This window comes from Methylobacterium sp. BTF04 (assembly GCF_010692745.1).
Taxonomy (GTDB): domain Bacteria; phylum Pseudomonadota; class Alphaproteobacteria; order Rhizobiales; family Beijerinckiaceae; genus Methylobacterium.
The window spans coordinates 23,519-49,257 of sequence record NZ_JAAHTB010000019.1 but is presented as its reverse complement, the minus strand read 5'-3'; the positions used below and the strand labels follow the sequence as shown (position 1 = coordinate 49,257).

At 64.7% G+C, this 25,739-nt stretch carries 23 protein-coding genes and 2 tRNA genes; 12 read left to right on the top strand and 13 right to left on the bottom strand.

From position 1 onward, the window contains the following. Positions 1 to 57: 57 nt before the first annotated feature. The 3 genes from G3T14_RS13305 to G3T14_RS13295 all read left to right on the top strand — a co-directional run bounded on the left by G3T14_RS13305 (position 58) and on the right by G3T14_RS13295 (position 4,118). Positions 58 to 1,392 carry an MFS transporter gene (locus G3T14_RS13305; RefSeq protein WP_163643032.1) on the top strand — a complete coding sequence of 445 codons (1,335 nt, stop codon included), beginning with the start codon at positions 58 to 60 and terminating at the stop codon, positions 1,390 to 1,392. Positions 1,393 to 1,672: 280 nt separating this feature from the next. Next, positions 1,673 to 2,572, top strand: coding sequence for a diguanylate cyclase (locus G3T14_RS13300; RefSeq protein ID WP_163643031.1), 900 nt, complete (start codon positions 1,673 to 1,675; stop codon positions 2,570 to 2,572). A gap of 148 nt (positions 2,573 to 2,720) precedes the next feature. Next, a complete protein-coding gene (locus G3T14_RS13295; protein WP_163643030.1) occupies positions 2,721 to 4,118 on the top strand; it encodes an HD-GYP domain-containing protein in 1,398 nt (465 codons plus the stop codon). A 203-nt stretch (positions 4,119 to 4,321) separates the two neighbouring features. On the opposite strand, the gene G3T14_RS13290 is transcribed toward G3T14_RS13295, so the two are convergent. The 5 genes from G3T14_RS13290 to G3T14_RS13270 all read right to left on the bottom strand — a co-directional run bounded on the left by G3T14_RS13290 (position 4,322) and on the right by G3T14_RS13270 (position 10,824). Then, positions 4,322 to 4,399: transfer RNA gene (locus G3T14_RS13290), tRNA-Pro, on the bottom strand. A 99-nt stretch (positions 4,400 to 4,498) separates the two neighbouring features. Further along, positions 4,499 to 7,726, bottom strand: coding sequence for a multidrug efflux RND transporter permease subunit (locus tag G3T14_RS13285; RefSeq protein WP_163643029.1), 3,228 nt, complete (start codon positions 7,724 to 7,726; stop codon positions 4,499 to 4,501). Positions 7,727 to 7,922: 196 nt separating this feature from the next. Then, a complete protein-coding gene (locus G3T14_RS13280) occupies positions 7,923 to 9,017 on the bottom strand; it encodes an efflux RND transporter periplasmic adaptor subunit (RefSeq protein WP_163643073.1) in 1,095 nt (364 codons plus the stop codon). A gap of 122 nt (positions 9,018 to 9,139) precedes the next feature. Next, the gene (locus tag G3T14_RS13275; RefSeq protein WP_163643028.1) at positions 9,140 to 9,463 is read right to left on the bottom strand and encodes a rhodanese-like domain-containing protein; all 324 of its coding nucleotides are present in this window, start codon (positions 9,461 to 9,463) and stop codon (positions 9,140 to 9,142) included. A 65-nt stretch (positions 9,464 to 9,528) separates the two neighbouring features. Beyond that, positions 9,529 to 10,824, bottom strand: a complete 1,296-nt coding sequence (locus G3T14_RS13270) for a glycosyltransferase family 1 protein (RefSeq protein WP_163643027.1) — start codon at positions 10,822 to 10,824, stop codon at positions 9,529 to 9,531. A 120-nt stretch (positions 10,825 to 10,944) separates the two neighbouring features. Here G3T14_RS13270 and G3T14_RS13265 point away from each other — a divergent pair, with 120 nt between their 5' ends. Continuing rightward, positions 10,945 to 11,814, top strand: a complete 870-nt coding sequence (locus G3T14_RS13265) for an MBL fold metallo-hydrolase (protein ID WP_163643026.1) — start codon at positions 10,945 to 10,947, stop codon at positions 11,812 to 11,814. A gap of 21 nt (positions 11,815 to 11,835) precedes the next feature. On the opposite strand, the gene G3T14_RS13260 is transcribed toward G3T14_RS13265, so the two are convergent. Then, the gene (locus tag G3T14_RS13260) at positions 11,836 to 12,537 is read right to left on the bottom strand and encodes a glutathione binding-like protein (protein ID WP_163643025.1); all 702 of its coding nucleotides are present in this window, start codon (positions 12,535 to 12,537) and stop codon (positions 11,836 to 11,838) included. A 173-nt stretch (positions 12,538 to 12,710) separates the two neighbouring features. On the opposite strand from G3T14_RS13260, the gene G3T14_RS13255 reads away from it, so the two are divergent. From G3T14_RS13255 to G3T14_RS13235, 5 genes are all read left to right on the top strand, one after another. Next, positions 12,711 to 12,944, top strand: coding sequence for a hypothetical protein (locus tag G3T14_RS13255; RefSeq protein WP_163643024.1), 234 nt, complete (start codon positions 12,711 to 12,713; stop codon positions 12,942 to 12,944). Positions 12,945 to 12,984: 40 nt separating this feature from the next. Then, positions 12,985 to 13,203: a hypothetical protein gene (locus tag G3T14_RS13250; protein WP_163643023.1), complete on the top strand. Its 219-nt coding sequence runs from the start codon at positions 12,985 to 12,987 to the stop codon at positions 13,201 to 13,203. A gap of 75 nt (positions 13,204 to 13,278) precedes the next feature. Next, complete coding sequence (locus G3T14_RS13245) at positions 13,279 to 13,530, top strand: PilZ domain-containing protein (RefSeq protein WP_163643022.1); 252 nt, start codon at positions 13,279 to 13,281, stop codon at positions 13,528 to 13,530. Between the two features lie 91 nt (positions 13,531 to 13,621). Further along, positions 13,622 to 13,698, top strand: a tRNA-Pro gene (locus tag G3T14_RS13240). 50 nt (positions 13,699 to 13,748) lie between these two features. Continuing rightward, positions 13,749 to 14,060, top strand: a complete 312-nt coding sequence (locus tag G3T14_RS13235; RefSeq protein WP_163643021.1) for an ETC complex I subunit — start codon at positions 13,749 to 13,751, stop codon at positions 14,058 to 14,060. Positions 14,061 to 14,224: 164 nt separating this feature from the next. Here the strand turns inward: G3T14_RS13235 and G3T14_RS13230 are convergent, their stop codons facing one another. The 3 genes from G3T14_RS13230 to G3T14_RS13220 all read right to left on the bottom strand — a co-directional run bounded on the left by G3T14_RS13230 (position 14,225) and on the right by G3T14_RS13220 (position 16,738). Next, positions 14,225 to 14,692: a nucleoside deaminase gene (locus G3T14_RS13230; RefSeq protein ID WP_163643072.1), complete on the bottom strand. Its 468-nt coding sequence runs from the start codon at positions 14,690 to 14,692 to the stop codon at positions 14,225 to 14,227. 77 nt (positions 14,693 to 14,769) lie between these two features. Continuing rightward, on the bottom strand, positions 14,770 to 15,837 hold the full coding sequence (locus tag G3T14_RS13225) for a spore photoproduct lyase family protein (protein ID WP_163643020.1): 1,068 nt from the start codon (positions 15,835 to 15,837) through the stop codon (positions 14,770 to 14,772). Between the two features lie 160 nt (positions 15,838 to 15,997). Beyond that, positions 15,998 to 16,738: an SHOCT domain-containing protein gene (locus G3T14_RS13220; RefSeq protein WP_163643019.1), complete on the bottom strand. Its 741-nt coding sequence runs from the start codon at positions 16,736 to 16,738 to the stop codon at positions 15,998 to 16,000. A 368-nt stretch (positions 16,739 to 17,106) separates the two neighbouring features. Here G3T14_RS13220 and glgX point away from each other — a divergent pair, with 368 nt between their 5' ends. The 3 genes from glgX (at position 17,107) to G3T14_RS13205 (ending at position 21,452) form a co-directional block, all read left to right on the top strand. Next, positions 17,107 to 19,383 carry a glycogen debranching protein GlgX gene (gene glgX / locus G3T14_RS13215; RefSeq protein WP_163643018.1) on the top strand — a complete coding sequence of 759 codons (2,277 nt, stop codon included), beginning with the start codon at positions 17,107 to 17,109 and terminating at the stop codon, positions 19,381 to 19,383. A gap of 142 nt (positions 19,384 to 19,525) precedes the next feature. Then, positions 19,526 to 21,151, top strand: a complete 1,626-nt coding sequence (locus tag G3T14_RS13210) for a histidine kinase famiy protein (RefSeq protein WP_163643017.1) — start codon at positions 19,526 to 19,528, stop codon at positions 21,149 to 21,151. A gap of 37 nt (positions 21,152 to 21,188) precedes the next feature. Next, complete coding sequence (locus G3T14_RS13205; protein WP_163643016.1) at positions 21,189 to 21,452, top strand: plasmid stabilization protein; 264 nt, start codon at positions 21,189 to 21,191, stop codon at positions 21,450 to 21,452. 47 nt (positions 21,453 to 21,499) lie between these two features. Here the strand turns inward: G3T14_RS13205 and G3T14_RS13200 are convergent, their stop codons facing one another. The 4 genes from G3T14_RS13200 to G3T14_RS13185 form a co-directional block, all read right to left on the bottom strand. Beyond that, positions 21,500 to 22,711, bottom strand: a complete 1,212-nt coding sequence (locus G3T14_RS13200) for an NADP-dependent isocitrate dehydrogenase (RefSeq protein ID WP_163643015.1) — start codon at positions 22,709 to 22,711, stop codon at positions 21,500 to 21,502. Positions 22,712 to 22,851: 140 nt separating this feature from the next. Continuing rightward, on the bottom strand, positions 22,852 to 24,177 hold the full coding sequence (locus G3T14_RS13195; RefSeq protein ID WP_163643014.1) for a pilus assembly protein TadG-related protein: 1,326 nt from the start codon (positions 24,175 to 24,177) through the stop codon (positions 22,852 to 22,854). 76 nt (positions 24,178 to 24,253) lie between these two features. Next, positions 24,254 to 24,910 carry a TadE/TadG family type IV pilus assembly protein gene (locus G3T14_RS13190; RefSeq protein WP_281409811.1) on the bottom strand — a complete coding sequence of 219 codons (657 nt, stop codon included), beginning with the start codon at positions 24,908 to 24,910 and terminating at the stop codon, positions 24,254 to 24,256. A gap of 7 nt (positions 24,911 to 24,917) precedes the next feature. Beyond that, positions 24,918 to 25,634, bottom strand: coding sequence for a TadE/TadG family type IV pilus assembly protein (locus tag G3T14_RS13185; RefSeq protein ID WP_163643012.1), 717 nt, complete (start codon positions 25,632 to 25,634; stop codon positions 24,918 to 24,920). Positions 25,635 to 25,739: the final 105 nt, after the last annotated feature.

Here is a 25,739-nt window from a genome sequence, read left to right as displayed (position 1 = left end):
GGGTAGGCACCGCGTGGGGCCGAGCCCTCGAATCACCCTATCAGCGAATTGCCTCCGATGAGCCAGGACCACGCGTTGCCATCCTCTACTCCTCTCGAGCGCGACGCACGGCTGGTCTCTAGCGACCACACCGTGGCGCCGGGCGAGATCGCCATCGGCGTCGTGATCGGTCGCGCTTCCGAGTTCTTCGATTTCTTCGTCTACGGCATCGCCTCGGTCCTGGTGTTTCCGAAGGTGTTCTTCCCCTTCGTCGATCCGCTCACCGGCACGCTGTACGCATTCGCCGCCTTCGCGCTCGCGTTCCTCGCGCGTCCGGTCGGCTCGGTGATCTTCATGGAGATCGACCGGCGCCACGGCCGCGGCGTCAAGTTGACGATCGCCCTGTTCCTCCTCGGCGGTTCGACGGCGGCCATCGCCTTCCTGCCGAGCTATGGCTCCATCGGCGTGGCGTCGATCTGGCTGCTGGCGGCGTTTCGCATCGGCCAGGGTCTCGCCCTAGGCGGAGCCTGGGACGGTCTGGCCTCGCTGCTGGCGCTCAACGCACCCCCGAAGCACCGGGGCTGGTACGCGATGATGCCGCAACTCGGGGCACCGATCGGCTTCATGCTGGCGAGCGCCCTGTTTTCGTTCTTCCTCGCCAACCTCACGCCCGAGGATTTCCTGGATTGGGGCTGGCGCTACCCGTTCTACGTGGCGTTCGCGATCAACGTGGTCGCGCTGTTCGCCCGCTTGCGCCTCGTGGCGACGGAAGAATTCACGACCCTGCTGGAAACCCGCGAGCTGGTGCCGACGCCGGTCTTCGAGATGATTCGCACCAACTGGCGCAGCGTCATCATCGGAGCGTTCGTGCCGCTGGCGAGCTTCGCGCTGTTCCACCTCGTGACGATCTTCCCGATCAGCTGGATCACCCTGTTCACGCAGCGTTCGGCGGGCGAATTCCTGATGGTGCAGTTCGCGGGTGCCATCGTCGCCGCAGGCGCAATCGTCGCCTCCGGCCTGATCGCCGACCAGATCGGCCGCCGCACCATGCTGGCGGTCGCGGCTGCCCTGATCGGCCTGTTCAGCCTCGGCAGCATCCTCGCCCCGTTGATCTTCGGCGACAGCGAAATCGGCCAGACGATCTACGTCATCGTCGGCTTCGGCCTTCTCGGACTGTCCTACGGCCAGACCTCGGGCGCCGTGACCGGCAATCTCGATACCCGGTACCGCTATACCGGCGCCGCCCTGATGTCCGATCTGGCCTGGCTCGTCGGCGCGGCCTTCGCACCCCTCGTCGCCCTCAGCCTGTCGAGCCATTTCGGCCTCGCCTGGGTCGGCGTCTATCTGCTGTCGGGCGCCCTGGCGACGCTGGGCGCGCTTGGCTTCAACAAACACTGGACGCCGAACCTCTAGGATCGCGTCTCCCGCGCAGCAGCGTCGGAGCCGAACGCGATCCGGTCAGTGACGACGGCGACACGGCCGGGAGCGGTTCGCTGCCGCCGCTTCGACGCATACGGCGTGACTCACAGCAACGATCTCACCGCGACGGTTTGCGACACGGACAAGTGATCGTTCGCGCTTCGAAAGATTCCGCTCGCCGTCGTCCAGGCGTGCCAAGCAACGTTTCTTTGGGTTTTGGTGACCTAACGTCGGCATAACGAGAATTTTCGTCCGACGACTCGTGAGACGTCCGATGCACATCGCAATCGTCGATTCCAGCCGCGTCATTCTGCGATCGGTCACGGAATCTCTGCTGTCGAGCGGCCACACGGTCGAGAGCTTCACGGATTCCGCCAAGGCGAAAGACTACGTGAAGGAGCGCTCCGACGTGACGTGCGTCATCACAAGTCTGGAGGTTCATCCGATCGGTGGCCTCGAACTGTGCTGGGCGTTGCGGTCCCTCGCCGGCGCACGCCGTCCTCTCTCGATCATCGTGATGTCGTCGGCGCATGGGAGCCGCAGCCTCGGCGAGGTGTTGGATAGCGGTGCCGACGACTTCATGACGAAGCCTCCGGACCGGGATGAGCTGAAGGCCCGATTGCGCGCCGCCGAGCGCATGGTGAAGCTCCAGAACGAGCTGATCCGCCAAGCCGATACCGATTCCATGACCCGGCTCCTCAACCGAGGCGCCTTCCTCCGCATCACCACCGAAATCGTCCAGAACCTCGGGGACGGGGGCGTGATGTCCGCGCTCTTGATCGATATCGACCATTTCAAATCGATCAACGATCGCCATGGTCACAGCATCGGTGACGAGGTCATTCGCGGGGTGGCCAACGTCCTGCGGGAGACCGGCGCCGTGGCGTGCCGGTTCGGTGGAGAGGAGTTCGTACTCCTCATGCCCGATCACGGTCCGGGCGGTGCCGGCGTCATCGCGCACCGGATCCGCACGCGCTGCGCCGGACTGCGCATCAAATCCGAGCGGGAAACGATCCCGTTCACGGTCAGCATCGGCATCAGCACCTGGACCGGCGCCGACACCATCGACGGATTGCTGAAGCGCGCCGATATCGCGCTCTACGCCGCCAAGCGCGACGGACGCGACCGGGTCGCCATGTCGATGAGCGAACTGGTGGTCGAGACCGTCAGCTGACGACAGTAGTTCACCGCATCACCGCAGCACCGCTCCGTTGATACGCCCGTAACTACGTTCGGTGAGCCCGACGCGCGATTAGGACTCCGGAAAAGAGCTACAGACTAACGGTAGCTCAGGATTTCCAATCGCAGAGCGCTCCTGGCCGATGACGCAGCTTAAGACCGCAACGCCGTGGACCTCGATCGACCACGAGAACATCCGACTGTCGGAGCTTCTCGGCGCCCTCAGCCACGCATTGGACCTGACCGAGGGCCAGCCGGCCGGACATTGTGTGCGGTCGTGCTGGATCGGGATCCATGTCGGGCGCGCGATGGGGCTTCCCGACCTTCAGCTTTGGGAATTGTACTACACGATCCTACTGAAGGATCTCGGCTGCAGCACCAATGCCGCTCGGATCTGCCAGCTCTATCTGGCGGACGATCTTTCGTTCAAGCACGATTACAAGACGGTGAGCGACCGTCTGCCCCAGGTGCTCGGCTTCGTCTTCTCCCATACCGGGCTCAAGGCCGGTCTGGCGGACCGCTTCCGCGCCATTCTCAACATCATGCAGAATGGCGGCGAGATCGCCCGCGAACTGATCGAGACACGGTGCCAGCGCGGCGCCGAGATCGCACGTCAACTGCATTTCCCCAAGGCGGTCTGCGATGGCATTCTCTCGCTCGACGAGCATTGGAATGGGCTCGGCAAGCCCAATCAGATCGCGGGGCCGGCGATCCCGCTCTATTCGCGGATCGCGCTGCTGTCACAGATCGTGGACGTGTTCCACCGTTCGGCGGGGCGTGAGGCGGCTTTGACCGAAGTCCGCTCCCGCCTCGGCACCTGGTTCGATCCGCACGTGGTCGCGTGTTTCGAGCAGGTCGCCGAAGATGAGCGGTTCTGGGAGGTTCTCGCATCCGAGACGGTCGAGACGGAGGTGTTCGCCCTCGAACCGGCCCGCCGTCAGATCCTCGTCGACGAAGACTATCTCGACGACATCGCCCGCGCCTTCGCGCAGATCATCGACTCGAAAAGCCCGTTCACGTCGGGTCATTCGGAGCGGGTCGCGGTCTATTCCGACCTCATCGCCGAGCAGATGGGCTTTCCGGTGGAGCGGCGGCGCTGGCTCAAGCGCGCCGCCCTGTTGCACGACATCGGCAAGCTCGGCGTGTCGAATTCCATCCTCGACAAGAACGGCAAGCTCGACGAGGCCGAATGGGTCGCCATGCGCAACCATGCGACGCTGTCGGAGAACATCCTGTCGCGCATCGAGGCCTTTGCCGAGATGGCACGGATCGGCGGCGGCCATCACGAGCGCCTCGACGGCAAGGGCTATCCGAAAGGGCTGGACGCCACCCAGATCGCCGTGGAGACCCGTATCGTCTCGGTGGCCGACGTGTTCGACGCGCTCACCGCCAACCGACCCTACCGGGACGCCATGCCGATCCCCAAGGCCCTCGGCATCATGCGTGGCGAGGTCGGCACGTCGTTCGACCCGGATTGCTTCGCAGCCCTGGAACGATCCCTCGATGCCCTGAACACGGTCGCCGAGTTGAAGGCCGCCTGAGCGGCCGGCGACACGCCCAAGCCAAGCCCTATCGATGTTTGGGGTTCGCCAACGGTCGAAGCGACGACGTGAAACCGTCGTCGCCAACTCTACGAATCAGATTTCAGGGGCTGTCGAAGCTCGAAGCGACGGGAGCTGGAGTATAGCTCTAAGAACCATCGTCGAGTGATTGATCACATCGGGGAAATGTGATCGGTCTTTAATGGTCGGAGCGAGAGGATTCGAACCTCCGACCCCTAGTCCCCCAGACTAGTGCGCTAACCGGGCTGCGCTACGCTCCGACGCCCCAACGGGCTTGCGCGTCTTAGCTTTCCGGTACCGGGTGCGCAACCCCTAACGTGACCCCGGACACCGAGTCCTGTGTCCGAGATCGCGTGAGATCAGGCGTGCGATGGGTTCGCGTGCGGATCGTACCTGTCCGGCGTTGTGCCGTCGGTGTCCGTGCCGTTGGTACCCTTGCCGCGCTTCTTGCCGAACCAGATCAGGATGTTCCGGATCATCACGTAGAAGACCGGCGTGAGGAACAGGCCGAACACCGTCGCGCCGATCATGCCGAAGCACACCGCCGTGCCGAGGGCCTGTCGCATTTCGGCGCCGGGGCCGGTGGCGATCACCAGCGGCACGGTGCCGAGGATGAAGGCGAAGGCGGTCATCAGGATCGGGCGCAGGCGCAGGCGGCAGGCTTCGATGGCCGCGACGATCGGGCCTTTCTTCTCGGTCTCTTCGAGCTGGTGGGCGAATTCCACGATCAGGATCGCGTTCTTCGCCGCCAGACCGATGAGCACGATCAATCCGATCTGGGTCAGGATGTTGTTGTCCTGCCCGCGTATCTGCACCGCCGCCAGGGCTGCCAGCACGCCGGTGGGCACCACGAGGATGATGGCGAGGGGCAAAGCCCAGGATTCGTACTGCGCGGCCAGCACCAGGAACACCAGCAGCACGCCGAGAGCGAAGACGTAGATCGCGGTGTTGCCGGTCGCCTTCTGCTGGAAGGCGATCTCGGTCCAATCGTAGGCGAAGCCCTCGGGCAGGGAGTCGGCCGCGATCTTCTCCATCGCGGTGAGCGCCTGACCTGTGGAGATGCCGGGCTTGGCGACGCCCTGCACCGGGACCGAGTAGAACAGGTTGAAGCGCTGGACGATCTGGGGACCCGACACCGTCCGGACGTTGGCCAGCGTTCCCATGGGCACCAGCGCCCCGGTGGAGGACCGGACCTTGATCTGGGAGATGTCCTGGATCGAACTGCGGAAGGCGGCGTCGCCCTGCATACGGACCTGATAGATGCGGCCCAGGGTGTTGAAGTCGTTGACGTAGGTGCCGCCGAGCTCCGCCTGGACCGAGGCGAAGACGTTGGCGAGCGGCACGTTCAGCATCCGCGCCACCGTGCGATCGATGTCGAGATAGTATTGCGGCGTGTCGTTGCCGAAGGTGGTGAATACCCGCTGGACCTCGTTGCTCTGGTTGGCCTTGCCCAGCACTTCACCAACGGCGCCCAGAAGCGGACCGATCGCAGACGATTGACGGCTCTCGATCTGCATCTTGAAACCGCCGCCGCTGCCGAGACCGCGCACCGGCGGCGGCGGGATCACGATGACGCGGGCCTCCTGGATGTCCGCCGTCGCCTTGAGCACGTCCGCGGTGACCACCGCGGCGCTGCGACCCGCGGCGGCACGCTCCTTGGCGCTGCTCATCGTGAGGAACATCACCGCGGCGTTGGTGGTGTTGGTGAAGGTGGCGCCATCGAAGCCCGCGATGATCACGGTGTTGGTCACGCCGTCGACCTTGCGCGCGGCGGCGGCCGCCCGGGTGACCACCTCGGTGGTGCGATCGAGGGAGGCGCCGGCGGGCAGCTGCACCACGCCGATGAGGTAGCCCTGATCCTGGTCCGGAATGAAGCCCGTGGGCGTGGTCTGCGCCAAGTGAAGCGTCGCGGCGATGAGGAAGCCGTACACGATCATCGTACCGATGATGCCGACGGAATAGCCGGTCAGAATGCCGACGATGCGCGCATACCCGTTGGAAAGCGCGTCGAAGCCGCGATTGAACAGGCTCGCGAGCCAAGCCACGAACCGGAACAGGAAGAATTTCGGCTTGGCGTGCTGGTGGTGCGGCTTGAGCAGCAGCTTGCAGAGCGCGGGCGACAGGGTCAGCGAGTTGAAAGCCGAGATGATCGTCGAGGCGGCGATGGTGAGGGCGAACTGCTTGTAGAACTGGCCCGAGATGCCGGGGATGAAGGCCGTCGGGATGAACACCGCCGCCAGAACCAGCGCGATGGCGACGACGGCGCCGCCGACCTCGTCCATGGTCTTGTGGGCCGCGTCACCCGGCGACATGCCCTCGGCCATGTTGCGCTCGACGTTTTCCACCACGACGATGGCGTCGTCGACCACGATGCCGATGGCGAGCACCAGACCGAACAGGGTCAGGTTGTTGAGCGAGAAGCCGAAGGCCGACATCGCCGCGAAGGTACCGATCAGCGAGACCGGGATCGCGATCACCGGAATCAGGGCCGTACGCCAGCTCTGAAGGAAGACCAGCACGACGATGACCACGAGGCCGACGGCCTCGAACAGCGTCTTGTAGACCTCCTGAATCGACTCCTCGATGAACTCGGTCGGGTTGTACGCAATGCGATACTCGACGTCGGGCGGGAAGTTCTTCTTGAGGTTCTCCATCACCGTCTTGACCGAGGCCGCGGCCTCGAGGGCGTTGGTACCGGGGCGCTGGAACGCGCCGATTCCGACGGCCGGCGTCGCGTTGAGGAACGAGTTGGTGGTGTAGTCCTTCTGGCCCATCTCGACGCGGGCCACGTCCTTCACGCGCACCAGACGGCCATCCGCCGCCTTGATGATCACGTCGGCGAATTCTTCGGGCGACTGAAACCGCCCCTGCGACTGAACCACGAGCTGGAACGCCGCGCCGGTCGCCGCAGGTGGCGAGTTGAGCGCACCGGCCGCCACCTGCACGTTCTGCTCCGACAGGGCCGTCGTCACGTCGGTCGTGGTCAGGCCGTAGGCCGCGAGCTTGTTCGGATCGAGCCAGATGCGCTCGGCATATTCATTACCGCCGAAGATCGAGATATCGCCAACGCCGTCGAGGCGCAGCAGCTCGTCGCGGACGTTCAGGTAGATGTAGTTGGCGAGGTAGTTCTGATCGTAGGTCTTGTTCGGTGACAGCAGATGCACGACCAGCATCAGGTCGGGCGAGGCCTTGCGCACGGTGACGCCGAGGTTGCGCACGTCGGGCGGCAGGCGCGGCTGCGCCACCGAGAGCCGATTCTGCACCAGCACGTTGGCGATATCGAGGTTGGTGCCGACCTTGAAGGTCACCGTCAGCAGCATGTTGCCGTCGTTGGTCGACAACGACGTCATGTAGAGCATGTTGTCGACGCCGTTCACTTCCTGCTCGATGGGCGTCGCGATGGTCGCCGCCACCGTCTCGGCGTTTGCGCCCGGATAGGAGGCGCGCACGGTCACGGTCGGAGGCACGATCTCAGGGTATTGCGAGACCGGAAGCGACTCGTAGGAGACGTAGCCGAGGATCAGGAAGATGATCGACGTGACCGAGGCGAAGATCGGCCGGTCCACGAAGAAATGGGCAAAACGCATCGGTCAAACCTCTCGCCGCACAGGAGCCACAGGATGGCCCTTGCGGGAACGTCTCGTCGTCCGCGATCCGTCGACCAGCCCAAGGGCCGTCCGCGACGGGATTTGATCGGTACGCCGGTCGCGGCGAAACGGGGCCGCGGGGCCGGTCGATCGGAAAAGGACGGGGCGGCGCGCGCGCATCGGCCCGTCCTGGCCGTCAGCTACGGCTGGGCGGTAAGGTCGAAGCCTCCGCCGAGACCTTGGCGCCGGGGCGCACGCGCGACAGCCCGTTGACGACGACGTTCTCGTCGCCGGTCAGGCCGTCGCGGATCACGCGGTAGCCATCCACCTTCGGACCGAGCTTGACCTCGCGCGCCGAGACCGCGCCGTCATCGGCCACCACGTAGACAACACGCTTGTCCTGGTTGGCCGCCACAGCCTCGTCGGGGAGGAGAATGCCCTTGAACGGCTTCGTCGCCGGCAGATAGACGATGCCGAACAGGCCCGGCTTGATGAAGCCGTCCGGGTTCTCGACGGTGGCGCGCAGCAGGACCGTGCCGGTGGCGTTGTCGACACGGTTGTCGACGAAGTCGAGCGTCCCCTTGCGGGTCGGCTTGTCCTCGCCGGTGAGCGCGATTTTGATCGGGACGCCCTTGCCCTTCTGGGTCTCACCCATGCCGATGCCGAGCGAGCCCTGATACTTGAGGAACGAACGCTCATCGACGGTGAAGCCGAAATAGATCGGATCCAGCGAGACGATCGTCGTCAGCTGGGTCTGGTCGGTGATGACGATATTGCCCTCGGTGACGAGACGCCGGCTGATCCGGCCCGAGATCGGCGCCTTCACCTCGGTGAAGTCGTAGTTGAGCTGGGCCTGGCGCAATTGCGCGTCGGCGCTGTCGACATCGGCCTGGGCGGTCTGTGATGCCTGACGGCGCTGGTCGGTGACCTGCTCGGAGATGTTGCCCGACTTGCTCAGGGTCTGGGCGCGGTCGAGGTCGGTCTGCGAGAAGCTGAGACGGGCCTTGGCCGAGACCAGGGCGGCCTGCGCCTGGTCGAGGGCGGCCTTGTAGGGACGCCGGTCGATGACGAAGAGCAGATCGCCCTTCTTCACCGTGGCCCCGTCCACGAAGTTGAGCTTCTCGAGATATCCGGTGACGCGGGCGCGGACATCGACGATCTCCACGGGATCGAAGCGCCCCGTATAGGTGTCGGTCTCGATGATCTCGCGCACCACCGGCTTAGCCGTGGTGACCTTCGGCGGTGGTCCGCCGGGGGCCTGGGCCAGTACCGGCAAGGTCAGCACCGACATGGCGAGACCGAAGGCCGGAAGAATCGTGAAGAACGAGCGCATATGGATATTCCCTGCACCACGGCAGCTAGAGATGTACATCGCGCAGTGTGGTGCGCTGTCGCACATGCCCGGTGCCGGCTTCACGCTTCGACCGGCTCGCCGGCGGCGTACCAATCCTTGAATCCGCCGGCGTAATGCTCCTCGATCGCGATCCCGGCGCCCTGCGCTGCGGCGAGAGCGTGGACGGAGCGGACACCCGAAGCACACGAGAAGACCGGGCGGCGCCCGTCCTGCGCGACGAGGTCGGCGACGGCCTTGGTATCGAAGGTCGAGAGCGGGTGGGTGACAGCGCCGGGAATGTGACCCTGCGCGTATTCGTGCGGCTCGCGCACGTCGATCACCAGCATCGAGCGATCGGCGATGCCCGCTTTGATGTCTTCCCGATCCAGGCCGACAACCTTCATGCGCTCATTCCCCAAGACCGCGGGCTCGCCGGAACGGCGATGACACTGACGCGTGTTCTTATTCGTCAGGCGTCAGGACCGCAAATTGAATCCGCCAGCGCCTGCTCGACCCCGGCGAAATGCGTCGCCCAGCCCGGCGGCACGTATCCGTCGAGCCGCCGCTTCAGATCGGCCCGCATCGGGGAACCCGGCCGGCTCAGATCCTCGATCGCCGCGCGCCAGCCGGAACCATCGAGGGGATCCAGGAGATGGGCGAACCGTTCGCTGATCTCGCGATGGACGGCGAGGTCGGACGCGACCACGGGGAGTCCACTGGCGGCGGCCTCCACCACGGGCAGGCCGTAGCCCTCGGCGAAGGATGGCATCAGCAAGGCGGTGGCACCCTGGAGCAGGCGCGCGAGGCCGTGGGTCGAGAGCCCCGACACCTCGGTGACATGCTCGCGGATCGCTGGACACCGCTCGAGCATGTCGATGATGTTCTCGGCCTCCCAACCCCGCCGTCCGACCAGGACGAGGCGTGGGGTCTCCGGTCCGTGGCGCTCGGCGAGGTCGCGCCAGAGATTGAGGAGCGTGAGGTGGTTCTTGCGCGGCTCGATGGTGCCGCACACGACGAAGGTCGGCCGTGCGAAGCGGACGACCTCCTGCGCCGGGCCGAACACGCCTTCGGCACCGAGAAGCGCCACCGTCACCGGCTTGGCGCCGAGGCCGCGTGCGGCGAGGTGGCGGGTGAAACGGGCGCCTACATCCGCGGAATTAACGATCACGTGCGCGGCATGGGCCGCCACCGTCTGCATGCGGACCCGGTGGCGCCCCGCCTCGCCGGGGCGCCCGTATTCCGGATACTCGATCGGGATCAGGTCATGGACGAAGAAGACCGGCTGGACGTCGCAACGGTCGTAGAGCCAATCGAACCGCTGCGGCTTGTCGAGGCGCAGATGCGAGGTGTGGATATAGACCGTTCCGGGAGGGAGCGCGTCGGACCTGCGTGCCCGTAAGATCCGGATCGTGGTCTCGGCCTGGATGCGGCGGCGCGTGAAGGCATCGGGACGCGGGGGCAAAGCTGTCGCCGGAGTGTCGAGACCGTCGCCCAGGATCGCGGCAAGCCGGCGATAGACCGGATCGCGCGTCGCATCGAGATCCTCGACCCAGCCCGCCGCCACCGCTTCGACGATCCCGAGCGCCTGCGCCCGGTCGAGCACCCGCGGCCCGAGACCGGTGGAGACGATACCGAAGCGGTCGCCGTTCTGGCCGAGGAAATGTCGCGCATAGGCAAGGTCGACCCGGTCGATCCCGCTCGGACTGGCATGACGCAGCCTCGTGACGAGGCGGGTGAGATCGACGGCGACGGCGCGAAAGGTCATGGTCCTCCGGACGCGTTCAGGAACGCCACATCAGGGTCGGCGCAATGGGCGATACACGTCTGCGGCCTATATGCCTGCGGCACCCCTCAAAGCCACCCGGTTCAGGAAGAGTCTCTCCCCGTGTCACCCGGCTACCTTCCCTTCGCGGGCGCGCTCGATCTGCCAGCCTACACCTGTGACAATTGCGGGTTCTGGCAGCGTCATTTCGAAAAGCCGCCCTCCTGCCCGATGTGCCTCGATGCGCGCCACGTGGTGCCGCAGGATGGCTGGAAATTCTGGAGCGAGCGCGAGGCGCAGGAGCGCTTTCCGTGCCATTGGCAGGAACTGGAGCCGGGGATCTGGCGGTTCTGGAACGAGCCGGTCTCGGGAATCGGGCCGAGCGCCTACCTGATTCAGAGCCCGGCCGGCAATATGGGCTTCGAGGCCTGCCCGGTGTTCAGCGAAGCGGCGCTTCGGCACATCGCCGATCTCGGCGGCATGCAGGTGCTGTCTTCCTCGCATCCGCACGCCTACGGCGCACTGGTTCAGTTACAGGACCGGTTCGACCCGGAGTTGTGCCTGCCCGCCGCCGACTTCATCTGGAGCGCGGCGCTGCAGGTGTCATGGCCCTACGACGACGTCTTGGAGCCGCTGCCGGGTCTCGAACTCCACCGGACCGCGGGGCATTTCGACGGACACGCCATCCTGTTCGATCGCGCGCGAAAAATCCTATTCTGCGGCGACGCCCTGAAGTTCGAGCTCGATCCGGCGGATTTTCGTCAAGCCCGCACCATCTCGGCGCACAAGGCATTCGTCCGCGGGGTCCCGCTGACGACGAACGAGCTGCGACGCTATCGCGATGTGTTCTCGGCGCTCGATTTCACCCAGACCTGGACGCCCTTCGAGCCGGCCGCCAATTGCGGCCGGGCCGAGGTGCTGGCCCTGATCGACGGCATGCTGGCGACCCGCCCGCACGCTTACCCGGTGCCCCTCGACAGCTTGCGCCGCTAGGGGCCTGTCACCCGCGCTTGCTCATACGCGCTTGGCGGTCTGTCCGAACATCACCTTCTTGGCGTCGTCGCTCATGGTCTTGCCGTAGTCCGGATTGATCTCCGGAGCGCGGGCATAGGCCGCCTTCGTCGCCGGGCGCTCGGCGATGGCGGTGAACCAGCGCTTGAGATGGGGGAAATCGTCGAGGGTCTGACCCTGCTTCTCCCACGGTACGATCCACGGATACGCGGCCATGTCGGCGATGGAGTAATCCGAGCCGGCGACGTACGCGCGGTCGGCGAGGCGGTGGTCGAGAACCCCGTAGAGACGGTTGGTCTCTTTGAGGTAGCGCTCGATGGCGTAGAGGATCTTCTCCGGCGCATATTGCGTGAAATGGTGGTTCTGGCCGAGCATCGGCCCGAGCCCGCCCATCTGCCAGAACAGCCATTTCAGAACCTCGGCCCGGCCGCGCAGATCGGCGGGCACGAAGCGCCCGGTCTTCTCGGCGAGGTAGAGCAGGATCGCCCCCGATTCGAACAGCGCCACCGGCTCGCCGCCGCCGGCCGGGTCATGATCGACGATGGCCGGCATCCGGTTGTTGGGCGCGATGCTCAGGAAGTCGGGCTTGAACTGGTCGCCGGCGCCGATATTCACCGGCTTGATCGTGTAGGGGAGGCCGACCTCCTCCAGGAACATCGTCACCTTGTGGCCATTCGGCGTCGGCCAATAATACAGATCGATCATCCACATCTCCTTGCGCGGGTTGCCCGGCCTTCCTCGATCGAGGTGGTCGCCGCCGGCTCGCGGTTCAAGCACCGGGCGCAAAGCTGGGGATCGCATCGAATGCAATGGATGTTTCAGCGACTCGCTTAACAGCTGGCGTGCTGATCTGTGACGCTCTGAGGGAAGGTGGCCCCATGATCAGCGCGGTATCGGCCAGCAGCGGCGGCATCTCGACGGCCCTGCAAAGTTACGCGACGGCAGCCGAAGGCGTCGCGGCGATCGGCACCAGTCTGCCGGCGGCGGCACAGATCGATCTGTCGGCCACGGCGTTGCAGCTAATCGGCTCGAAGGCCGATGTCGGGCTCAACACCGCGATCCTCAAGTCGTCCCTGGAGACGGACCGCAAGGTGCTCGACATCCTGGCCTGACCACGGAATCCCATCAGTCAAGCTCAGCAGGAGGCGTGCGATGTCGATCACCGTTCCGATCACCGTTCCGATCACCGCTCTGGGCGTCATTCGGGCGACCGAGCTCGTGCAGACCACCCGCAACGCTCTGGCCGAGCGCCACGACCACACCACCCGGACGGTTTCGGTCGAGGTCGGGCAGGGCGCGCCCACGCTTTCGCACAATTCCAACGAAGACGAGCCGCCCCGACAACCGCGCGTCGTCGATCTTCAGGTATAACCTTACGCACCACCGCTGGAAAATTTAAGCGTTCGACCGTATCCTTTGCATCGACTGCAGACCGGGAGGTCGATCGTGGATGCGAACCGACGAGCCGCCCGGCGGACGGATGCCTTCCGGATCGGTGCGATTACCTTCGAGAATCAAGCCACGCCGATCGATTGCCTGGTCTGGGATCAGTCCGAGACCGGCGCTCAGATCGAGCTCGAGACCGTCGAGGGCATTCCGGACCAGTTCACGCTCGAGATGACGGCCTATTCCCGCCCGCGCGCCTGTACCGTGGTGTGGCGCAAGGAGCGCAAACTCGGCGTCAGCTTCGTCAAATAGGCCGTCAGAACAGCTGGCAAAGCCGCAGCCCGATACGGACCTTGCCGTGCGCCGGCGAAGACCTTATGACCGCGTCAGCGCGCAAGCGTGTCGGGGTGTAGCGCAGCCTGGTAGCGCATCTGGTTTGGGACCAGAGGGTCGTAGGTTCGAATCCTATCGCCCCGACCATTTCGTCTTCTCCAGGGTCGTTTTCTCAGCCAAGGCTCATGGATCGTCCGATGTCGAGCGCGCGCATCTACCAGCCGTCCAAGGATGCCTCGCAATCGGGGCTCGCGCGCACCAAGCAGTGGGTCCTCGAATTCGAGCAGGCCGCACCGCGCGAGACAGATCCGCTCATGGGCTGGACCGGTTCGTCCGACATGCTGCAGCAAGTCCGGCTCGATTTCGACACGCGCGACGAGGCGATCGCCTATGCGACCCGCACCGGGCTCTCGTACCGGGTCGAGGAGCCGCACAAGCCGATTCTGCGCAAGGGCTTGTCGTATTCCGACAATTTCAAGTTCAACCGCACCGCGCCCTGGACGCACTGACCGGCGGGCGCTGGGTCAGAGCTGGATCACGATCGTGATCGCGCCGAAGATCAGCACCGAGGCCACGGCAACGGCGAGCAGGATCAGGGCGGCGCGGGATTCGCGCAGATCGTTGTTGGTCATGGCGCCACGCTAGCGCTCCGCGACCGCGAAGCCAATCGCTGCTAGCTTTCAGCCTCTTTCCGCTGCCGCCATACGGCGTACGGATTGCCGTCGGTTTCGATGGGCCGGTGCTCCACCCGCATCGGCTGGTCTGCGAGCGGCTGGCACAGTTCCTCATAGATCCCGGCACCGAGGAGACCGTATGTTTCGGCCTCCTCCGCCGTATAGGCGAAGAACGCCTGACGGATGCCGGCGAGCCGCATGGCGGCGTGACACATCGGGCAGGGACGGCCGCTGGCGTAGACGATGCAATCGGCGAGGGTCGCGCGGCCGAGGCGCTGGCTGACCTCGCGGATGGCGACCATCTCGGCATGGGCCGTCGGATCGTTCGTGGCGACGATGCCGTTGACGGCCCGCGCGACGACCTCACCGTCACGCACGATCACGGCGCCATAGGGCCGCCCGCCGCCAACGGCGTTGTCGCGGGCGAGTGCCACGGCGTCTCGCAGGTGGTCCTCGTGGGATGTCATCATGGCCTCCGGCGACAGGGATTTGCGGCGCCAACGCGACAGCGGCGGCAGCGGTTCGGTCGGAACGCGTAACCGACTCAGAACGCGTAGCGGACTTGGCAATACGGCATCCGCTCGGCCAACAGCGCCTTGAACCGGGCGAGCCACTGGCCCTTCCAGCCACTGCGATAGCGCAGGTTGGCGCCACCGCCCTCCGAGACCTTCGCCTCTTGGATATCGGGACGCCACAGCAGATCCTCGGCCTTGGGATGCCAGCCGAGATTGACGGCGTGCAGATCGGCGTTGTGGGTCAGCAGGATGATCTCGGCCTTGAGCTGCGCCCGCGCTGCAGGGCCGATCGTCGCGTCGATCTCTTCGAACAGCAGGCGCCAATCCGCCTCCCAGCCCTCGTAGAGAATCACCGGCGAGAAGTTCACGTGGACCTCGAAGCCGGCGGCGACGAAATCGTCGATGGCGGCGATCCGCTCTGGCATCGGCGAAGTCCGCACGTCGACGACCCGCGCGATGCGCTCGGGCATCAGCGAGAACCGGATCCGGGTCTTCCCCTGCGGATCGTAGGCGAGGAGATCGCGGTTCACCGCCTTGGTGGCGAAGGAGCCCTTGGCGTTCGGGATATCGCGAAAAAGGCCGACGAGGTCACGCACGGTGTCCGACAGCATCGCATCGACGGACAGATCCCCGTTCTCGCCGATGTCGTAGACCCAATGCCGCGGATCGATGGTGTCGGGCACCAGGAGCGGGCCCTGGCGCCCGGCATGGCGGCGGATCGCACCGCAGACCTGATCGACGTTGACGAAGAGCGAGATCGGGTTCGCGTAGCCCTTGCGTCGGGGCACGTAGCAATAGGCGCAGGCCATGGCGCAGCCATTCGAGGTGGAGGGGGCGATGAAATGGGCGCTGCGCCCGTTGGGCCGCATGGCCAGCCCTTTCTTCACCCCGAGCACCAGGGTCGAGCGCTTGATCCGCACCCAATCCTCTACCGCGCCGGCATTGCCGTGCAGGGTCGGAATGTTCCAGTGCGACGGCACCTCGATCCGGGTCGCATCCGGAAACCGATCGAGGATCGCCCGTCCGCGCGGGTGATCCGGCACGGCCGGCTCATGATAGATCGTTGCGATGTCGACGAGGTCGCGGGGAAGGGCCATGAGCCTCGAAGCGGGTGCCCGGACCCAAATGCCGGGGCGCCCTCGCAATATGGATCGCGGAGCGGATTTGGCGATCGGCAAAGCGGCGGACCGATCCCCGAACCAACTCGTCTGACGTCGCCTCTGCTGAACTGGGGAGTCCGCTTTTCAACGCGCTCTCCTAGAGACGCCCCAGCAGATCGGCTTTCTTGGCCGCGAATTCCGTCTCGGTGAGGACGCCTTTACGGTGGAGGTCCGAAAGCCGCTCGATGGTGCCGAGGATGTCGTCACCGCGGAGCGGCGCGGCATCTTGCCTGGGCATGTCGACCGGTGGCGGGCTCGACGGAGTCAGAGGCTCGGGCTCGAACGGTTTGCGCTCGGGACTGCCCTTCGGCGCCGGACCATCGATCCGCCGCAGCGTTTCGAGATCGATCGGGCCGTCACGGCCGGAGAACCGCAGGGTCTGGCCGCCGCCCTGCGCCTGCGCAACGCCGTTGATGCTGTGGTCTCCGGTATCGTAGATCGACACCGCACCGCTCTCATCGATGACGAGACGCCTGTTCTCGCGAAAATAGGCGTAGCGCATGGAATTCTGGGCGCCGGATGTCGAGGGCCGCCCGAGTTCGGCCGGCCACCAGCTGTCGCCACCGGATTTCGCGTCGGTCCATCCGAGGGCCGGCAGCGAGCGGGCGAGTTCGGTGCAGAGCCCGTCGACACGCGCCTTCAGCTGACCGTTGAACATGTCGCCGATCATGGTCATTCCGCCGGACGACCATTGCCCGAATCCGCCGAGATCGGGGTGGTTGAACTGCGCCATGGTGCCGTTGCCGCCCTCGAGGGCGTGAATCAGATGTCGGACGGCGTCGAGGCTGACGCCGTACCGATCGGCGATCGTCTGGAGGCCATTGGGCTGATCAATCATTCGTTTGCGCTCCGCGGCACTATGATCGTCGAAAAAGACCTGTCCCGGACATTTGGCAATGTCCATGCCGCCACGACGGTCCCGCAAGGGCAAGCCTGGTCTTCCGGGAGTTTCTCCTCGGCGCCGTACCATGCTGCGAGTCGTCACCGATTCGTTCAAGCCTCACTCCGATCCTGTCGGCAGCCGTCTTGGGCGTCGCCCACGCCGCGATCCGCCCAGACCGACGCGCTGTGTGCGTGCGGCGCAAAAAGTTTTCCAGGGAGCGGACCTTCCGGGAAAGCTTGGGCGTTCTCATTGCGGTTTCGGCGTGCCCGGTGCGTTTTTTGCGCAAGGCCGCCGTGTGACGGAAACCGTCCCCTGGAGCGATCATGGCCGACAAGACTTCATCCGCGGACCGAGCCACCTCGCAGGGCCGGGTCTCGCGGTCGCGTATTACGGAAGGTCTTCCCTATCCCCTCGGCGCGAATTGGGACGGGCTCGGCGTGAACTTCGCGCTGTTCTCGGCCAACGCGACGAAGGTGGAACTCTGCCTGTTCGACGATGACGGCAAGACCGAAATCGAGCGGATCGAGCTGCCCGAGTACACCGATGAGATCTGGCACGGCTACCTGCCCGACGCCCGCCCCGGAACCATCTACGGCTACCGCGTCCACGGTCCCTACGAGCCGAAGGCCGGGCACCGCTTCAACCCGAACAAGCTCCTCATAGACCCCTACGCCAAGGCGCTGGTCGGCTCGATCACCTGGAACCCGGCCCTGTTCGGCTACCAGATGGAGACCGGCGACGACACGACCTTCGACGAGCGCGACAGCGCGCCGTTCACCCGCCGCAGCCGTGTGATCGATCCGGCCTTCACTTGGGGTCGGGACCGCAAGCCACATGTGCCGTGGGAGAAGACGATCTTCTACGAGACCCACGTGAAGGGCTTCACCAAGATGCATCCGGCGGTGCCGGAGAAGCTGCGTGGCACCTATGCGGGCCTCGGCACGCCGGCGGTGCTCGACTATATCAAGAGCCTCGGCGTCACTTCCGTGGAGCTCCTTCCGGTCCATGCCTTCGTGCAGGACGACTATCTCCAGGAAAAGGACCTGGTGAATTACTGGGGCTACAACACGATCTCGTTCTTCACCCCGGCCCGGCGCTATGCGGCGGTGCCCGACTTCGCCTTCTCCGAGTTCAAGGAGATGGTGGCGCGCATGCATGGGGCCGGCCTCGAGGTGATTCTCGACGTGGTCTACAACCACACCGCCGAGGGCAACGAGAAGGGTCCGACCCTGTCCTACAAGGGCGTCGACAACGCCTCGTATTATCGCCTGATGCCCAAGGAGCCGCGCTACTACATCAACGACACCGGCACCGGGAACACCTTCAACCTGTCGAATCCGCGTGTGTTGCAGCTCGTCACCGACAGCCTGCGCTATTGGGCGACCGAGATGCGCGTCGATGGCTTCCGGTTCGATCTCGCCACCATCCTGGGGCGCGAGCCGCATGGTTTCGACGAGGGCGGCGGCTTCCTCGATACCTGTCGGCAGGACCCGGTGCTGAACTCGGTCAAACTCATCGCCGAGCCGTGGGATTGCGGTCCGGGCGGCTATCAGGTCGGCGGCTTCCCGCCCGGCTGGGCCGAGTGGAACGACCGGTTCCGCGATGATGTGCGTGGTTTCTGGCGCGGCGACGAGAGCCTGCTGCCCTCGCTTGCTTCGCGCATCACCGGCTCGGCCGACAAGTTCAACAAGCGGGGCCGCAAGCCCTGGGCGTCGGTGAACTTCCTGACCGCGCATGACGGCTTCACGCTCAACGACACGGTCTCGTATAACGAGAAACACAACCTCGCCAACGGCGAGGATGGCCGTGACGGCCACTCCCACAACCTCTCCAACAATTACGGCGTCGAAGGGCCGACCGACGATCCGGCGATCCGGGCGGTGCGGCTTCGTCAGATGCGCAACATGCTGGCGACCCTATTCCTGTCGCGCGGCACGCCGATGCTGCTGGCCGGCGATGAGTTCGCCCGCTCGCAGGGCGGCAACAACAACGCGTATTGCCAGGACAATGAGATCTCCTGGCTCGATTGGGGCGCGATCGGCCCCGAGGAGCAGGATCTGGCCGAGTTCACGCAGCGCCTGACCTTGCTGCGCGAGGCCCTGCCGATCCTGACGCGTGGTCGCTTCCTCACCGGAGCCTTCGACGAAGATCTCGGCGTCAAGGACGTGACCTGGCTGCGCCCGGACGGGGCGGAGATGAGCGATGAGAACTGGTCCCAGGGCGATGCGCGCTCTCTCGCCGTCCTCCTCGACGGCCGGGCCCAGGCTTCGGGCATCCACCGCCGCGGCGGCGATGCGACGCTGCTGATCCTCTACAACGCCTATCACGACCTCGTGTCGTTCACGCTGCCGGGTTCGGTGGGCGGCGTCGCCTGGACCCGGCTCCTCGACACCAACCTGCCCGATAGCCAGGAAGTCGTGAGCGTTCCGATCGGCGCCCGCTACGAGGTCACCGGACGCTCGATGCTGATGTTCGTCCTGAAGCCGGAGGAGAGCGAGGGCGAGATCGCTTCGGATATGGAGCGTTCCTACCAGCACGTCATGCAGGCCTTCGAGCGGGCTAACGTGAACAGCGTCCGCTTCGAAGGCAGCGACGGCTGAATCCGGTGGCCGGCCGTGCAGTCCTGGCGAATCCACGGCCGGCCCAGAAGCGTCGGAACGGCGCGGCTGGAAACCAAGGCGGCCTGATGCGTTGGCCTTCGAGAGCGCCCTTTCCGCAGCCGACCGATGTGAATACCCCGTCATGACAGAGACGCCGAAGATGCCGCTGCGGGACCAGCAACGGCGGTTACCAGACGGCGCAGCGGCGGACATCTCGGGCGAATCCGGCGACCTGTTCTTCGCGGCCGTGGAATCGACGCGGATGCCGATGGTGGTGAGCGACCCGCACAGGCCCGACAACCCGATCATCTTCACGAACGAGGCGTTCCTGACGATGACGGGCTATGGCCGCGACGAGGTGGTGGGCCGCAATTGCCGCTTCCTCCAGGGGCCCGAGACCGACCGTGCCAGCGTCGCAGACCTCGGCCGCGCGATTCGGGCCCGCGAAGAGATCGCCGTCGAGATCCTGAACTACCGCAAGGATGGCTCGACGTTCTGGAACGCGTTGTTCGTCTCGCCGATCTACGACGCGGCCGGCGAGCTCGTGTATTTCTTCGCCTCGCAGCTCGACGTGTCACGGCGCCGCGACGCGGAAGATGCCCTCGGCCAAGCCCAGAAGATGGAGGCGCTCGGTCAGCTCACGGGTGGAATCGCGCACGATTTCAACAATTTGCTGCAGGTCATCGTCGGCTACACCGATATCCTGAGCGCCGGGCTCGACAAGCAGGATGCCGACCGCGGTCGCCTGCGCCGGGCGGCCGACAACATCCGCACCGCCGCGGATCGCGCCACCATCCTGACCCAACAGCTCCTCGCCTTTGCCCGCAAGCAGCGGCTCGAAGGGCGGTCGGTGAACTTGAACACCCTGGTCGAAGGGCTCGGCGAACTCGCAAACCGGACGCTCGGCGACGCGGTCACGATCTCGCTCGAGCTCGGACAGGGGCTTTGGAACTGCCGGGTCGACCCGACCCAGGCTGAGGTCGCGCTGCTCAACATCCTGATCAACGCCCGCGACGCGATGCCGAATGGCGGCCATCTCGTCATCGCCACGGAGAATCACGAGGTCGATGACAGCGAGGCGCACGAACCCGGGAGTCTCGCCGCCGGCCGCTACGTCACGGTGAGCATTTCCGATTCCGGTACCGGCATCCCGGCCAGTGTGCTCGCACGGGTGATGGACCCGTTCTTCACCACCAAGGAAGAGGGCAAGGGCACCGGCCTCGGCCTGTCCATGGTCTACGGTTTCGCCAAGCAATCGGGCGGTGCCGCACAGATCGAGTCCGTAGTGGGGGAGGGGACCGTCGTCAGGCTCTCGTTCCCGGCCAGCGAGAGCGAGGAGCGCGTCGCTCCTTGCGCCATTCCGCCCATCGCCGATCGAACGGGGACCGAGACCGTCCTCATCGTCGACGATCGCCAGGACGTGGCAGAACTGGCCCGGACCATCCTGCGGGATTTCGGCTACACCACCTACATGGCCCAGAACGGTCGCGAAGCCCTGCAAATCCTCGATGGCGGCGGAACGATCGACCTGCTGTTCAGCGACCTGATCATGCCGGGCGGCATGAACGGCGTGGTTCTGGCCCGCGAGGCGCGCAAGCGGCGACCCGACCTGAAGGTTCTGCTCACCACCGGTTACGCGGAAGCGAGCTTGGAGCGAACCGATACCGGGGGCCCCGAATTCGATCTCCTGAACAAGCCCTACCGTCGTACGGACCTGATCCGGCGGGTGCGGGCCGTCCTCGACGGCGACGCGATTCTCGCCGAGTAATCGGCGATCCAGAAGGCTTCAATCCGCGGAGAGTCTCATGCCGCAGGGCGACAAGTCGAAATACACCGACAAGCAAATCCGCAAGGCGGAGCACATCGCGGAATCCTACGAAGAGCGCGGGGTGCCCGAAGACGAGGCGAAGGCGCGTGCCTGGGCCACAGTCAACAAGGACGACGGCGGCGGCAAGAAACCCGGCGGCTCGGGGCGCGGCACGGTGGCCGCGTCCCGCACGGCGGAACAGCGTTCCGCGTCAGCGAAGAAGGCGGCGGAAACCCGCCGCCGCAACGCCGCGAAGGCCTGATCGGAACCGGCCGTCCCGCGCGTCGGGACAGACCGGTCCTAATCCTTTTAGGCCATCGCGGTCTTGAGGTGCTGATCGACCTTGTCGAGGAAGCCGGTGGTCGAGAGCCACTTCTGGTCCGGGCCCACCAGGAGGGCGAGGTCCTTGGTCATGAAGCCGGCCTCCACCGTATCGACGCAGACCGTCTCCAGGGTGGTGGCGAACTTGGCCAGATCGGCGTTGTCGTCGAGCTTGGCCCGGTGAGCGAGACCGCGTGACCATGCGAAGATCGACGCGATGGAGTTGGTCGAGGTCTCCTTGCCCTTCTGGTGCTCGCGGTAATGGCGCGTCACGGTCCCGTGCGCGGCCTCGGCCTCCACGGTCCGGCCATCGGGCGTGAGCAGCACCGAGGTCATCAGGCCGAGCGAGCCGAAGCCCTGCGCCACCGTATCGGACTGCACGTCGCCGTCGTAGTTCTTGCAGGCCCAGACGTAGCCGCCCGACCACTTCAAGGCCGAGGCCACCATGTCGTCGATGAGACGATGCTCGTAGGTGATGCCGGCGGCCACGAACTTGGCCTTGAACTCCTCCTGATAGATCTCCTCGAACAGATCCTTGAACCGGCCGTCATAGGCCTTGAGGATGGTGTTCTTGGTCGACAGGTAGACCGGGTACTTGCGGTTCAGGCCGTAATTCAGCGAGGCCCGGGCGAAATCGCGGATCGAATCGTCGAGGTTGTACATCGCCTGGGCGATGCCCGGAGACGGGAAGTTGAAGACCTCCTTCTCGATGACGGTGCCGTCCTCGCCCTCGAACTTGATGGTCAGCCGGCCCTTGCCGGGCACCTTGAAGTCGGTGGCCTTGTACTGGTCGCCGTAGGCATGGCGGCCGACCACGATCGGCTGGGTCCAACCCGGCACAAGGCGGGGCACGTTGCGGCAGATGATCGGCTCGCGGAAGATCACGCCGCCGAGGATGTTGCGGATGGTGCCGTTGGGCGACTTCCACATCTCCTTGAGATTGAATTCCTTCACCCGCGCCTCGTCCGGGGTGATGGTGGCGCATTTCACGCCGACGCCATGGCGCTTGATCGCCTCGGCCGCCTCGACGGTGACCCGGTCGTTGGTGGCGTCGCGGTGTTCGACGCCCAGATCGTAGTAGTCGAGATCGAGGTCGAGATAGGGGTGGATCAGCTTGCTCTTGATCTCGCTCCAGATGATCCGGGTCATCTCGTCGCCGTCGAGTTCGACGACGGGCTTAGCCACCTTGATCTTCACCATGATCAGCGCACCTTCTTGAGCTGGGATCTCGGACGGCTCCACGCAAGGCGGATGCCGATCCCGGCGCCGTCCTTACCCCGCGTGGTCCCAAGACGAAAGAAGGTCCCCCATATCGGCCGCATGACAAACGGTGTCGGGTGTCAGGGCGCCGCCACCAGCCGTGCCTGCCGCGTGGCCTGGTCGAACATCGCGTTGAGCGCGGTCTCGATTTGCGTCGCCGTGCTCGCGGTTTGGAAGAAACCGGGAGACGCACAGTTCTGCAGTGTCAGAGGGACCGATGGGATCAGCCCATTCACGACGATATTCTCGTAGCCGACGTTGGTGTTATACGGCGAAGCCAACGGGACATAAGGAATATACAGGACCGAGATTGTAATACCCCTGTCCTTGAGCGGCTTGCACAAAGTTGCGTCGAGCAGTTTGGCCTGCGATCCCGTCCAGCCGGTGCTGTTGTACCAATATTGATTGTTGCCGATACCATCCGTGATCAGGAAGACGAACGGGACAGGCTTAGCGGCAGTCGACCCGTCGCCGATCCGCGTGACCTTGGCGTTGATTGCGGGAAAAAGGTTCTCATAGTGCGTTCCGCCGCTGCCACGCGGAACGCTCGAATTACCGATATCCATGTAGTTCTCGAGATCGATCGTCGTCAGCGCATCGAGATTGTTGGTCGCATCGACCGCCGTCTCCATGAAGCTCACGAACGGATACAGGCCCATGCGATACTGGTTGATCAGGGTCTGTCGGGTTTTTGCTTTCGCTACCAGCTGCTGGACGGCGTTGCTCACCGTCTTGATGCGAAGTTCGATGCCATTCGCCTTTGCAAGACCGTAGCCCTGCCAACCCGAGAAATGGCAAGCGAAGGCGCAATTGTTGCCGTTGCTATCCTTCATATCGGGATTCAACTTGGCGAAGCTCACCTGCGCGGCCTGCGAGGTCGGAAAGCCCATGGAGCCTGATGTGTCGACGAGCAGGTAGAAATCCGTGTAGTTGCTCAGCGTCAGGCTCGACGCCGACTTGCCGGAGATCGCCATGTCCGATGCAATGCTGAGCACGCGTCCGAACGCCGACGGGTAGCTGGCGCTGTACGTCGCATTGGCCGTCACCACGCCGCCGGTCCTGGTCACCGTCAAGGTCGGTGTCAGCGGCACGCTGGCGAGGGTCGAGCCGGCATTGGCCCGGAAGGCCGCCAGACCACGGGTGACCGCCAGGGCGGTGGCCGATTGCGTCGGATCGGCCTCGTTCTTCGGGTTGGTCGAGATGTAGTCGCGCGCCGTGGTGATGGCGGTGATCGTCGCCGCATCGGCGGCCTTGTCGAAGCGCGCGCGGTAGCTGATGCCGCGGATGTATTCGATCCCGACGCCGACGATCCCGATCAGCGGAACCGCGGCGAGCGCGAAGATGACCAGGACGTTTCCGCCGCGATCGTTTCGCAGTCCAGGCAGCCGTGGAAAGCGACCGGCCAACCGGCGCAGACTGGTTCTCATGGCCGACAACCTCGTAGGCAAGATGTGACGGGCAAAATAGGCATGCGTGGAAAGGTCATGGCACCGTGCACGCCCAGGCCGAGGTGCTTCCGGCGCTGGTATCGAACGCGATCGCCGAAACGTAGCGGGGCGGCACGTAGAACGATTTCGCGATATTGACGGTGCCGATGATCGATTGCGCGACGACCGGCGTATAGGTGAAGACCACGTCGGCAACGATCAGGAAATTCGGTCCGAACGTATCGGTCGGCAAGGTCGTGGGTGCCGGCGGGTCGGTATCCGCAGCCGCCAAGAGCGGAACGGCGCATGGCCGACCCTTCCCCGAGCTCCAGGCCACATAGGGTGTGTAGGTACAATTGCTGGTGCAATTCGCCGTGGTCTTGAACTGGACCCCGGAGAGAGACCACTTGGTGATGTCCCACACGGATTTCCCTTGTCCGCGTGCCGATTGCATCGCCTCCGGAAAGATCACCAACTGGGCGCGCGAAAACGCGAGAATATCCGCCTGCGAGATCTTCCCGGTATCGTTGCGAGCGATCAGCTCGGCCATCGTGCTGGAGGCGAGCGCCACTTTCCGCAAGTATAAGATGTAGCGGGAGAAGTCGAAGGCCACGACCGAGAGCAGAATTAGGATCGGAAGGATCAACGCGAACTCGATGATCGCGAGTCCGCTCTGGTCTTGGCGAAAGCGAAGTCGGCCGGGGAGCGTCATGATCGCCTCAGCATCCCGACGTGACGCTGGCGGACGTGAAGGGCTCGTTCCGGAATGCCGCCGCCGCCCGTGCGAAGGCCACCGTGTTGCCATTCCAAGTCGAGGCGCCCAGCGCTTTCCAGATCGGGCTGAAGATCGGCACCGCATAGAAGACCTGCAGATATTCGTAGGTCCCGGGAGCGCCCGTGCAATAACTGGCCGTGCTGTTGTCCATCGTCACGGGAATCAAAGCGCTCTCGGTCGCATTGATGAAGGCGCTGTAGCCGGTGCCGCTCCCGCTCAGGGTGGTCCCCTGGAGGCTCGTCACGACGTTGTCGCACGACAAACCGGCGATCAGGTTTCCGCACACCATCGTCTTGCGGAAGCCCGAGGACGTGGCGGACGCGCTGGTCAAAGCACCGAGCATGACACTCCGACCGGCATCGGCCGTCGCTTTCTCGATGGCTGCACTGCAAATGATATAAAGACCGCCTTGCAGGATTTCTATCATAAGCAAAATCAGCAACGGTACGACAAGCGCGAACTCGACTGCGGTGGAGCCAGATTTTGATTTATAGAACCGCGACATGTCGTTCTCTGATATCACCAAATCATGCGCCACATAGATTTTTGGGGTTTTTTTATTGTGCTTGTCGATTCCAGACAATTGTTTATGGTTCAACGTCCAATTGAATACAAACTCGAAAAAACAAAGACCGCAGCACGGTTCATCTCTAGAAATCATAGAATCCCACCGGTTAAGGGCGCATTACACGCATCGGTGAGACTTGCGCCGGTCACCCTCGTCCTCTGACCCGCACGCTGGGAGCCACGATCGCGTCTGGCATCA

Bases quoted from the DNA above. Each gene is read 5' to 3' on its own strand.
- G3T14_RS13210 (WP_163643017.1), top strand. From the start codon at position 19,526: ATGACAGAGACGCCGAAGATGCCGCTGCGGGACCAGCAACGGCGGTTA.
- G3T14_RS13200 (WP_163643015.1), bottom strand. From the start codon at position 22,711: ATGGTGAAGATCAAGGTGGCTAAGCCCGTCGTCGAACTCGACGGCGAC.
- G3T14_RS13205 (WP_163643016.1), top strand. From the start codon at position 21,189: ATGCCGCAGGGCGACAAGTCGAAATACACCGACAAGCAAATCCGCAAG.
- G3T14_RS13280 (WP_163643073.1), bottom strand. From the start codon at position 9,017: ATGTCGGTGCTGACCTTGCCGGTACTGGCCCAGGCCCCCGGCGGACCA.
- G3T14_RS13305 (WP_163643032.1), top strand. From the start codon at position 58: ATGAGCCAGGACCACGCGTTGCCATCCTCTACTCCTCTCGAGCGCGAC.
- G3T14_RS13250 (WP_163643023.1), top strand. From the start codon at position 12,985: ATGTCGATCACCGTTCCGATCACCGTTCCGATCACCGCTCTGGGCGTC.
- G3T14_RS13275 (WP_163643028.1), bottom strand. From the start codon at position 9,463: ATGAAGGTTGTCGGCCTGGATCGGGAAGACATCAAAGCGGGCATCGCC.
- G3T14_RS13220 (WP_163643019.1), bottom strand. From the start codon at position 16,738: ATGATTGATCAGCCCAATGGCCTCCAGACGATCGCCGATCGGTACGGC.
- G3T14_RS13300 (WP_163643031.1), top strand. From the start codon at position 1,673: ATGCACATCGCAATCGTCGATTCCAGCCGCGTCATTCTGCGATCGGTC.
- G3T14_RS13295 (WP_163643030.1), top strand. From the start codon at position 2,721: ATGACGCAGCTTAAGACCGCAACGCCGTGGACCTCGATCGACCACGAG.
- G3T14_RS13285 (WP_163643029.1), bottom strand. From the start codon at position 7,726: ATGCGTTTTGCCCATTTCTTCGTGGACCGGCCGATCTTCGCCTCGGTC.
- G3T14_RS13230 (WP_163643072.1), bottom strand. From the start codon at position 14,692: ATGACATCCCACGAGGACCACCTGCGAGACGCCGTGGCACTCGCCCGC.
- G3T14_RS13260 (WP_163643025.1), bottom strand. From the start codon at position 12,537: ATGATCGATCTGTATTATTGGCCGACGCCGAATGGCCACAAGGTGACG.
- G3T14_RS13270 (WP_163643027.1), bottom strand. From the start codon at position 10,824: ATGACCTTTCGCGCCGTCGCCGTCGATCTCACCCGCCTCGTCACGAGG.
- G3T14_RS13235 (WP_163643021.1), top strand. From the start codon at position 13,749: ATGTCGAGCGCGCGCATCTACCAGCCGTCCAAGGATGCCTCGCAATCG.
- G3T14_RS13225 (WP_163643020.1), bottom strand. From the start codon at position 15,837: ATGGCCCTTCCCCGCGACCTCGTCGACATCGCAACGATCTATCATGAG.
- glgX (WP_163643018.1), top strand. From the start codon at position 17,107: ATGGCCGACAAGACTTCATCCGCGGACCGAGCCACCTCGCAGGGCCGG.
- G3T14_RS13190 (WP_281409811.1), bottom strand. From the start codon at position 24,910: ATGACGCTCCCCGGCCGACTTCGCTTTCGCCAAGACCAGAGCGGACTC.
- G3T14_RS13255 (WP_163643024.1), top strand. From the start codon at position 12,711: ATGATCAGCGCGGTATCGGCCAGCAGCGGCGGCATCTCGACGGCCCTG.
- G3T14_RS13185 (WP_163643012.1), bottom strand. From the start codon at position 25,634: ATGATTTCTAGAGATGAACCGTGCTGCGGTCTTTGTTTTTTCGAGTTT.